Source organism: Curtobacterium sp. B8, from assembly GCF_000333315.1.
GTDB lineage: Bacteria > Actinomycetota > Actinomycetes > Actinomycetales > Microbacteriaceae > Curtobacterium > Curtobacterium luteum.
The window spans coordinates 1-5,817 of sequence record NZ_BACW01000298.1; the positions used below are offsets into that span (position 1 = coordinate 1).

At 72.0% G+C, this 5,817-nt stretch carries 6 protein-coding genes and 1 pseudogene; all 7 read left to right on the plus strand.

Features of this window, described 5'->3' with window-relative positions; genetic code table 11:
- A pseudogene (ftsH, locus tag I59_RS19455) lies at positions 1 to 1,690 on the plus strand (ATP-dependent zinc metalloprotease FtsH); the annotation flags it as partial.
- Between the two features lie 6 nt (positions 1,691 to 1,696).
- The gene (gene folP, locus I59_RS07345; RefSeq protein ID WP_022903304.1) at positions 1,697 to 2,692 is read left to right on the plus strand and encodes a dihydropteroate synthase; all 996 of its coding nucleotides are present in this window, start codon (positions 1,697 to 1,699) and stop codon (positions 2,690 to 2,692) included.
- Positions 2,689 to 3,087, plus strand: coding sequence for a dihydroneopterin aldolase (gene folB, locus I59_RS07350; RefSeq protein ID WP_031273263.1), 399 nt, complete (start codon positions 2,689 to 2,691; stop codon positions 3,085 to 3,087). Before folP ends, folB begins: the two co-directional genes overlap by 4 nt.
- On the plus strand, positions 3,084 to 3,770 hold the full coding sequence (gene folK, locus I59_RS07355) for a 2-amino-4-hydroxy-6-hydroxymethyldihydropteridine diphosphokinase (protein WP_083881974.1): 687 nt from the start codon (positions 3,084 to 3,086) through the stop codon (positions 3,768 to 3,770). Before folB ends, folK begins: the two co-directional genes overlap by 4 nt.
- Positions 3,767 to 4,255, plus strand: a complete 489-nt coding sequence (locus I59_RS22735; protein ID WP_022903305.1) for a DUF3180 domain-containing protein — start codon at positions 3,767 to 3,769, stop codon at positions 4,253 to 4,255. Before folK ends, I59_RS22735 begins: the two co-directional genes overlap by 4 nt.
- Positions 4,256 to 4,271: 16 nt before the next feature.
- A complete protein-coding gene (locus tag I59_RS07365) occupies positions 4,272 to 4,793 on the plus strand; it encodes a PH domain-containing protein (protein ID WP_022903306.1) in 522 nt (173 codons plus the stop codon).
- 9 nt (positions 4,794 to 4,802) lie between these two features.
- On the plus strand, positions 4,803 to 5,817 hold a 1,015-nt coding region (locus I59_RS07370), incomplete at its 3' end, for a PH domain-containing protein (protein ID WP_022903307.1).

Sequence of the window (5,817 nt, forward strand, 5' to 3'; positions counted from 1 at the left end):
ACCGCGTGCAGCAGGGGAACTGGTTCCTGTCGCTGCTCAGCGTCCTCCTGCCGTTCCTCATCATCGGCGCCCTGTTCTGTTCCTCCTCGCGAACGCGCAGGGCGGCGGCTCGAAGGTCATGCAGTTCGGCAAGTCCCGCGCGAAGATGAACAACAAGGAGAACCCGCAGGTCTCCTTCGCGGACGTCGCCGGCTCGGACGAGGCGATCGAGGAGCTCCACGAGATCAAGGAGTTCCTGCAGGAGCCGGCCAAGTTCCAGGCCGTCGGCGCGAAGATCCCGAAGGGCGTGCTGCTCTACGGCCCTCCCGGCACCGGCAAGACGCTGCTCGCGCGTGCCGTCGCGGGCGAGGCCGGCGTGCCGTTCTACTCGATCTCCGGTTCGGACTTCGTCGAGATGTTCGTCGGTGTCGGTGCGAGCCGTGTCCGTGACCTCTTCGACCAGGCGAAGCAGAACGCCCCGGCGATCGTCTTCATCGACGAGATCGACGCCGTGGGTCGTCACCGCGGCGCCGGCATCGGCGGCGGCAACGACGAGCGCGAGCAGACGCTGAACCAGCTCCTCGTCGAGATGGACGGCTTCGACGGCAAGACGAACGTCATCCTCATCGCCGCGACGAACCGTCCCGACGTGCTCGACCCCGCGCTCCTGCGCCCGGGCCGTTTCGACCGCCAGATCGGCGTCGACGCCCCGTCGCTCGACGGCCGCAAGCAGATCCTCGAGGTGCACGCGAAGGGCAAGCCGCTCGCCGCGAGCGTCGACCTCGGTCTGCTCGCCCGCAAGACGCCCGGCTTCACCGGCGCCGACCTCGCGAACGTGCTGAACGAGGCCGCGCTGCTGACGGCCCGCTCGAACGCGCAGCTCATCGACAACCGGGCCCTGGACGAGGCCGTCGACCGCGTCATGGCCGGTCCGCAGCGCCGGACGCGCATCATGTCCGACCAGGAGAAACTGATCACGGCGTACCACGAGGGTGGTCACGCCCTGGCAGCCGCGGCGATGCGCCACACCGACCCGGTCACGAAGATCACGATCCTGCCGCGCGGCCGGGCCCTCGGCTACACGATGGTCCTCCCGCTCGAGGACAAGTACTCCGTCACGCGCAACGAACTGCTCGACCAGCTCACCTACGCCATGGGTGGCCGCGTCGCCGAGGAGATCGTCTTCCACGACCCGACCACGGGTGCGTCGAACGACATCGAGAAGGCCACGTCGACCGCGCGCAAGATGGTGACCGAGTACGGCATGAGCCGTGCGGTGGGTTCCGTCAAGCTCGGGTCCGGTTCGAGCGAGCCGTTCGTCGGCCGCGAGATGGGCGGCAGCAGCGGTCGCGACTACTCGGAGAACATCGCCGAGACGGTCGACGCCGAGACCCGTGCGCTGCTCGAGGCCGCTCACGACGAGGCCTACCAGGTGCTCAACGACAACCGCGACATCCTCGACCGCCTCGCCGGCGAGCTCCTCGAGAAGGAGACGCTCGACGCGCCGGAGCTCGTCGAGATCTTCAAGGACGTCCGCAAGCTGCCCGAGCGCCCGCAGTGGCTGTCGAGCGACAAGCGGCCGGTGTCGAACCTGCCGGCGATCGAGTTCCCGGGCCGGGCGGCTTCGACCGCGGCCGAGCCGAGTGACACCGAGTCGTCGACGAAGCCCCGTCGTCGTCCGTTCGGCAACCCCGGTATCGCCCCCGCGTAGGCCGGCATGACCGACCTGCCGACGAGACGCTCGCGTCGCCTCGCCGAAGCGGACCGTGCGCGCGCCGAGGAACACCGGGCGCGCGCCGCCGCGGCGGAACCGCCGACGGTCGCGATCGACCTCCGTGCACCTGCCCCGGTGCCGGAGATCGTGACCGGCCGCCGGCGCGACCGCGAGCGCACCCAGACGCCGACCGACGGCACGCGGGTGATGGGCATCCTCAACGTCACCCCGGACTCGTTCAGCGACGGCGGCCTGCACCAGGCGTACGATGCCGCGCTCCAGCACGCGCGGGACCTCGTCACCGCCGGCGCCGACCTCGTCGACATCGGGGGCGAGTCCACCCGCCCGGGTGCCGAGCGCGTCCCGGTCGAGGTCGAGCAGGACCGCGTGCTCCCCGTCGTGCGCCAACTGGTGTCCGAGGGCATCACCGTGAGCGTCGACACGATGAACGCCTCGACCGCCGAGCGGGCCGTGGAGGCCGGAGCCGCGATCGTCAACGACGTGTCCGGCGGGCTGGCCGACGACGACATGGCGCGGGTCGTGCGCGACACCGGTGCCGGCTTCGTCGTGATGCACTGGCGCGGCCACAGCGACCGGATGTACCGGAACGCGGAGTACGCGCACGCGGTGGACGAGGTCCGCCGCGAGGTCGAGCACCGCGTCGCCGAACTCATCATCCTGGGCGTGCGTGAGGAGCAGGTGGTCATCGACCCCGGCCTCGGGTTCGCCAAGCAGGGAGTGCAGAACTGGGAGATCCTGGCGGGCTACGAACGCTTCGCCTCGATCGGGTTGCCGGTGCTCGTCGCCGCCTCCCGCAAGCGGTTCCTCGACGGGGTCGGCAGCGCTGCCGGGGCCCCGCCGCGCGACCGCGACCTCGCCACCGCCGCCATCAGCCTGCTCGCCGCCGAACGCGGCGCGTGGGGGGTGCGCGTGCACGACCCCGCACCGACGCGTGCGGTGCTCGACGTCTGGGACGCCTGGAGGGCAGCACGATCGTGAACGACACCATCCGACTGACCGGGGTCCGCGCCCGGGGGAACCACGGCGTGTTCGACCACGAGCGCGCCGACGGGCAGGACTTCGTCGTCGACGTCGCCGTCGAGGTCGACGCCCGGGTCTCGTCCGGTTCGGACGACCTCGCCGACACCGTTCACTACGGCGTGGTCGCGGAGCAGGTGGTCGCCGAGATCGAACGCGACCCCGTCGACCTCATCGAGACGCTCGCCGAGCGCATCGCCGCAGCCGTGCTCACGCACCGAGCGGCCCGCGCGGTCGAGGTCACGGTGCACAAGCCGCAGGCGCCGATCACGGTGCCGTTCACGGACGTGTCCATCACGATCCGGCGGACCCGGGGCGGTGTACTGCCCGACGACCGCACCGAGGAAGAAGAGTGAGCCGCGCCGTCATCGCGCTCGGCGCCAACCTCGGCGACCGGGGGAGCACCCTCCGCGCAGCCGCGTCGGCGATCGCCGCGCTGCCCGGCGTCCGGCCCGTGGCCGCCAGCCGTGAGGTCGAGTCCGTCGCGGTGACGCTCGCGGGCCGGGACGAGTCGAAGCCGCGGTACCGCAACGCCGTGGTGGTGGTCGACACCGACCTGGAGCCGCAGGCCCTCCTCGACGCCCTCCACGGCATCGAGGACGAGCACGGCCGTACCCGCGAGGTCCGGTGGGGCGACCGGACGCTCGACCTCGACGTGGTCGCGATCGACGACCTCGTGCTCGACACGGACACCCTCACGGTGCCGCACCCGCGCGCGGCCGAGCGGGCGTTCGTGCTCGCACCGTGGGCGGACGCGGACCCGGAGGCCGTCCTGCCGGGTGCCGGACCCGTGGCCGAGCTGCTCGCCGCGCTCGGCGACGACACCGAGCGCGTCGACGAGCCCCGGCTCTTCGACGAGGTGACCGGGCCGGACGACACGAGCAGGACCGACGACGTGACCGGGCCGGCCGACGCGACCCGCGCGAACGACGCGACCGGGCCGGACGACGCGACCCGCGCGAACGACGCGACCGGGCCGGACGACGCGACCCGCACGGTCGACCCGACCCGCGCCTCCCGGCCGGAGACGCGACCGTGAGACCGACCCGCGCCTCCGTCCTCGTGAGCGTGGCGGCCGTCGCCGCCGTCGCGGGCTTCGCGGTCGACGCCGTCCTGGCCTCCCGCGGGGCACCCACGCTCCTGCTGTCCGTCGCCCTCGGCCTGACCCTCGCGTTCATCGGCATCGCCGTCGTGCTCATGGCGCGTCCGGTCCGCCGCCACGCGAAGGAGGGCGTGCTGCGGCAGCGCCCGGTCGACCCGCTGTACGCCACGCGCGTGGTCGTGCTCGCGAAGGCCTCGAGCATCGGCGGCGCGCTCTTCGGCGGCTTCGGTGCGGGCCTGCTGGTGTACCTCCTGACCCGGAGCGTGACGCCTTCGCTAGGCTCGACCCTGCCGAACGCCGTGGCGTTCGGCGGTGCCGTCGTCCTGACGGTCTGCGCACTGGTCGCCGAACGCATGTGCATCGCTCCTCCGGGCGACGACGACCGCGACGACCACGGCGGCGGCTCGACGGCCACCAACTGAGGGAGCGGAGCCCGCGATGCCGAGAGAACGACTCGACGAGCCGGGCCTCGGCCTGACCGGGACCACTTGGACGCGGGTGTCGCCCAAGCTCGTGTGGACGGAGCTCGTCACCACGGTGCTGATCGGCGTCGTCGTCACCGCCGGCTGCGTGCTGCTCGGTGTCGTGAACGGCGGCTTCGGCCGACCTGCCGGGGTCGTCTGGACCTCGGTCGCGATCGTGATCGGCGTCGCAGCCCTGGTCACGGTCGTCCTGACCCCGCGCCGGGTCCGGTCGATCGGGTACGCGCTGCGCGACGACGACCTCGTGTTCCGGCGCGGCCTCATGTGGCAGCGCTTCACGGCCGTGCCCTACGGCCGCATGCAGCTCGTGGACGTCGCCCGCGGTCCGCTCGACCGCGCGCTCGGCATGAGCGAGCTCAAGTTCGTGACCGCGGCCGCCGCGACGAACGTCCGCATCCCAGGCATCCCCGCGGCGGACGCCGACGAGCTGCGAGACCGGCTGGTGGAGCTCGCCGAGTCCCGCCGCGCCGGGCTCTGAGGTGGTGTCGTGACCTTCCGCTCCGGCCCTGCGCTGCCGACCCCGCCGGGTCAGGTGGGCAACGCCGCCGCCGCCGCGCCCCTCACCGACGGCGAGTGGCACCGCCTGCACCCGCTGACCCCGCTGCTGCGCGGTGGCATCTTCCTCATCGTCGTGCTCGGGTACGTGCTCAACAGCCTGCGCGACCAGCTCGTCGAGTTCTTCATCCCCGGGGGCGGCCCGCAGGACGACGGCGATCCGGTGCGCTACGTGTACGAGCACGGCGCGGTGGGCTGGGTGCTGCTCGGCATCGTGGTGCTGCTCGTGGTGCTCATCGGGCTCTTCTACCTGTCCTGGCGCATGCACGAGTTCCGCGTCACGGGCGAGATCGTCGAGGTCCGTTCGGGCGTGCTCTTCCGCAACCACCGCAAGGCCCGCCTCGACCGCATCCAGGGCATCAACATCTCCCGGCCGATCGTGCCCCGGCTCCTCGGCACCGCGAAGCTCGAGATCGCCCAGGCCGGCAACGACGCCAACGTGCAGCTCGCCTACCTCGGGTCGAAGCCCGCCGAGGACCTCCGGCGGCGGATCCTGGTGCTCGCCTCCGGTGCGAAGGAGGACGACCAGCAGGGTCCGGAGCGCGCCTCGTACGGTGTGCTGCAGGACCGGCTCGAGGAGGTCTTCTCGCCCGAGCTCGACCCCGATGCCGTGCGCGCCACCCGGATCGTCAAGGTGCACCCAGGTCGCCTGATCGCGTCGATGCTGCTCTCGACCACGACGGTGTTCCTCGTGCTCCTCGTCGTCGCCATGGTCGTGAGCATCTCGGTGACCGGCGAGTACGGCATCCTCCTCGCGCTGTTCCCGGCGGTGATCGGGGCCGGCGGCTACTACGTCCGGAAGTTCTCCCGCTCGCTGCAGTACACGATCGCCGAGACCCGTGACGGCATCCGCATCGGCTTCGGCCTGGTCTCGACCTCGAAGCTGCTCGGGCTGCTGTCGGGCGTGCTGTCCGGGCTCGTCGGGGTCGGCGGCGGGGTCGTCATCG